We start from the raw sequence: 3,473 nt of genomic DNA on the forward strand, positions 1-3,473 counted from the left end.
TGGCCAGGCCGGACATCAGCAGCCTCATTTCGCTTGACTGGTCAAAATCTTTTACCAGTGAAGCGCGTTGGGTGCAAATCCTGTAATGGCGGCGAATCCAACTTCAAGGCGGAGACAGGCTTACGCAGCGGCAATCTGCCGCTGCTATTCGCCGGGCGGCTTGCCGGGTTCGGAGTGCATCCGGCGCACGCGGCGCACGCCCCACCAGACCAGCAGGATGGCGACAGGCACCGAAGCAGCGGTAATGATCTCCGGCGCGAAGGCATGGCCGAAGATCGAGGCGCCCTTGGCGACATAGCCGACAAGGCCGACCACATAATAGGAGACGGCGGCGACCGAGAGCCCCTCGACGGTCTGCTGCAGGCGCAATTGCAGGCGGGCCCGGTTGTTCATCGAGGCAAGCAGGTCGCGGTTCTGCTTCTCGACCTCGACATCGACCCAGGTGCGCAGCAGCGTCGTGGCGCGGGTCAGTTTTCGCGATAGATTTTCCTGCCGCTCCTCGACCGAGCGGCAGGTGCGCATTGCGGGCGCCACACGGCGCTGCAGGAACCCGCGCCATGTGTCATAGCCGGGCACAGCCTCTTCCTCGAGTGCGTCCAGCCGTTCGCCGACGATGCCGTCATAGGCGCGGCTGGCGCCGAAACGGTAAAGGCTCGACGCCGCGTCCGCCTCCAGCTCCGCCGCAAGTTCGGTCAGATCGGCCAGCAAGGTCTGGCTGTCCCGTGTCCCGGCGACCTTCATTTCCAGCGTGGTCTGCGCCAGCCGGTCTTCGATGCGGCGGGCGCGGCCGGACAAGGTCAACGCCAGCGGCAGGCCGAGCATGGCCAGCGTCCGATAGGTCTCGATGTCGATAAGCCGCTGTGACAACGCGCCGGTGCGCGCCGGGGTCAAGCCGCGATCGAGCAGCAGCATGCGCGTCAGGCCATCGCCATCCTGGCGAAAATCGGTGACGATGGCGGCGTTTCCGCGCTCGACCAGCGAGTAGCACAGGCTGGTCGGATCGAAACCGGCTATCAGTTGCTCGCTTGCTTGCGTCCATTTGCGGATTTCGAGCCTGATGCCGGAGATGCAGGTTCCCGGCGGGGAAAACCCGTTGCCGAAGGGTGAGTCCTCCTGCGTCCTGCCGCTTTCGGAAAGCGGCCCTTCCCACAAATAGGTCGAGAATTCGGTGTGCCGCTCCCAGCGCAGCGAGCCCTTGCCCCATTTCATGGCATGGTGGCGGGCCTGGCGGTCGGGCGCGGCGATGCCGAGGCGCCGCGACAGTTCGGAAAGCACCGCGTGGTCGACGCCGGAGCCGCCCTCCGTCATGAAGGCGAGTTGCATCAGGACGCGTGGCTTTTCGATCAGCGGATGCGGCCGGGCATGAACCTCGCCGAGTGCGCCGGGCCGGCCCTCATGCGCGGGAAAGCCCATGACGCTGCCCTTGGCGCGCGGCTGGAATTCGAGATCGGACGGGTCGTCTGACACGGCTTGTTCCCCGGGGGTTTCCTTGAACCCGCTTGCACTCGCGTCCCTCTAGTGCCAATGGCCTGACGACGCAAACGGCAAAGTTAGCCGAAGATCACGGGATCGGGCGGGAAATCGGCCTGCTTTTTGTCAATTGGATAAATAATTTGACCAGTTGGCGAGGCAGGCTCTATTCTGCGGCACCGGTTCACCTTCCAGGCATTCTGTTGAGCGACATTTTTTCCAGGATCGAGCATTCGCGCACCGCCGACGAGGTGGTGCAGCAGATCGAGAGCCTCATCCTCGAAGGCGTGCTGCGCACCGGCGACCGGCTGCCGGGCGAGCGCGAGCTTGCACGCCAGTTCGACGTATCGCGGCCGATCCTGCGTGACGCCCTGAAGGCACTGGAAGGACGCGGCCTTTTGACGACAAGGCCCGGCGGCGGCACGCATGTCGCCGATGTCATCGGCCAGCTCTTCACCAAACCGGTGACGGACCTGATCTCGATGCACCGCAAGGCAGTGACCGACTATCTGGAATACCGCCGCGAGATCGAAGGGGTTGCGGCTGAATATGCGGCACGGCGCGCCACCCCAGACGACATGGCGCTGCTCGACAAGATCATGGCACGCATGGACGATGCGCACCGGACCGGCGACTTCGACGACGAGGCCGAGATCGACGTCGAGTTCCACCACGCGATCTGCGAATGCGCACACAACATCATCCTTTTGCACACGCTGCGCTCCTGTTATCGGCTGCTGTCGGAGGGCGTGTTCCAGAACCGGCTGCTGGTGTTCACCGTACCCGGCGCGCGCGACGCCCTGCTCGCGCAGCACCGGGCGATCCATGCGGCGGTGAAGGCCGGCGACCCGGCCACCGCCCGCCAGGCGGCGATGGACCACATCACCTATGTCGAACGGTCGATGGCGGAGGCCGAGCGCAGCGGCGACTGGCAGCGCGTCTCGCGGCTGAGGTTGAAACAGCGCGTTGACGCCACCGATACAGAACCAGCACGCAAACGCTCCTAGCTATCGAAACGGGAAGCCCATGAGCCAGATCCTGACCATCGCCGACCTCAAGGACCTCGCACGCCGGCGTGTGCCGAAGATGTTCTTCGACTATGCCGATTCCGGTTCGTGGACCGAAAGCACGTATCGGGCCAACGAGGAGGATTTCCAGAAGATCAAGTTCCGCCAGCGCGTCCGCGTCGACATGGACAACCGTTCGCTGGCATCGACGATGATCGGCGAAAAAGTGTCTATGCCGGTGGCATTGGCGCCAACCGGCATGACCGGCATGCAGCACGCCAATGGCGAGATGCTGGCGGCGCAGGCGGCGGAGGAATTCGGCGTGCCGTTTACCTTGTCGACGATGAGCATCTGCTCGATCGAGGATGTCGCCTCGGTTACCACGAAGCCGTTCTGGTTTCAGCTCTATGTGCTGCGTGACAAGGATTTCGTGCTCAACCTGATCGACAGGGCAAAGGCGGCGAAATGCTCGGCGCTCGTGCTGACGCTCGACCTGCAGATTCTCGGTCAGCGTCACAAGGACATCCGCAACGGGCTTTCGGCGCCACCCAAGCTGACGCTGACCAACATCGTCGACATGGCCATCCGCCCGCGCTGGTGCGCCGCCATGGCCGGCACCAAGCGGCGGACCTTCCGCAACATTGTCGGCCACGCCAAGGGCGTCGGCAACATGGCCTCGCTGGCATCGTGGACGACGGAGCAGTTCGACCTGCATCTGTCGTGGAAGGACGTCGCCTGGATCAAGGAGCGCTGGGGCGGCAAGCTGATCCTCAAGGGCATTCTCGACAAGGAGGACGCGCTGATGGCGGCCAAGACCGGCGCCGACGCGATCATCGTTTCCAACCATGGCGGGCGCCAGCTCGATGGTGCGTCGTCGTCGATCGGCGTGCTGGAAGAGATTGCCGACGCGGTCGGCGACACGATCGAAGTGCATATGGATGGCGGCATCCGCTCCGGCCAGGATGTCCTGAAGGCGCTTTGCCTCGGTGCCAAGGG

Annotated in this window: 3 protein-coding genes; 2 read left to right on the top strand and 1 reads right to left on the bottom strand. The window is 64.2% G+C overall.

Annotation, left to right across the window (positions count from 1 at the left end):
• Window positions 1-144: 144 nt before the first annotated feature.
• Entirely contained in the window at window positions 145-1,467 is a 1,323-nt protein-coding gene (locus EN969_RS22270; protein ID WP_013530349.1) for a DUF3422 family protein, read from the bottom strand.
• Between the two features lie 206 nt (window positions 1,468-1,673).
• Between EN969_RS22270 and EN969_RS22275 the strand changes: the two genes are divergently transcribed.
• Window positions 1,674-2,477: an FCD domain-containing protein gene (locus tag EN969_RS22275; protein WP_032808722.1), complete on the top strand. Its 804-nt coding sequence runs from the start codon at window positions 1,674-1,676 to the stop codon at window positions 2,475-2,477.
• 19 nt (window positions 2,478-2,496) lie between these two features.
• On the top strand, window positions 2,497-3,473 hold a 977-nt coding region (locus EN969_RS22280; RefSeq protein ID WP_164758414.1), incomplete at its 3' end, for an alpha-hydroxy acid oxidase.

The sequence above is a fragment of the Mesorhizobium sp. M7A.F.Ca.CA.003.01.2.1 genome (assembly GCF_003998945.1).
In the GTDB taxonomy this organism is placed as follows: domain Bacteria; phylum Pseudomonadota; class Alphaproteobacteria; order Rhizobiales; family Rhizobiaceae; genus Mesorhizobium; species Mesorhizobium ciceri.